At 33.5% G+C, this 501-nt stretch carries 1 protein-coding gene; it reads right to left on the bottom strand.

Annotation, left to right across the window (positions count from 1 at the left end):
- Positions 1-373, bottom strand: a 373-nt coding sequence (locus HC175_RS17625) for a DUF1819 family protein (RefSeq protein ID WP_168139589.1), incomplete at its 3' end; no start/stop codon positions are given.
- Between the last annotated feature and the right edge of the window lie 128 nt (positions 374-501).

The following is a 501-nucleotide window of genomic DNA, read 5'->3' as shown; positions in this document are numbered from 1 at the left end:
CATCAGATTTTGGCAATTCAGCTCTTCCCTGGAAAAAATATTTTAAAAAAACATCACGGTTTAATTCATAGAAGAGCTTGTTATTTAAACTGAACAACCAGAAAAGCACAAGAGCCCGGGATTTTTCATCATTCCCCAGGTGCTGAATAAGTTGTGAGGACAATTCATTTATTTCAGCTTTATCACTTATAAATGCCGATGTCAATAAAGTGAAAAATCTTATCCGGGATCTTTCTGTCCTGAAGTCAAATTCATTGTTTTTTACCAGGGATTCATGCAAATCGTCTTTACCTTCCACCAAAAGGGGTAAAGCAGCATAGATTAAGCTATAATCAGGAATTCCTCCCAGTATATTAATATCGGTGTTGTACATTAAAATTAAATAAATACCTTTGATACATAGACTTTAAGCGGTGAGATGAATTCACACGAGATTTGCAGAATAGTCAATTAAACTATTCCTGTAAATCTAAATATTTTCTTAAAGTAAGGAAGGGAAAA

Source organism: Salinimicrobium oceani, assembly GCF_012037645.1.
The sequence above is the reverse complement of the archived record's forward strand: the minus strand, read 5'-3'. Positions and strand labels throughout refer to the sequence as shown.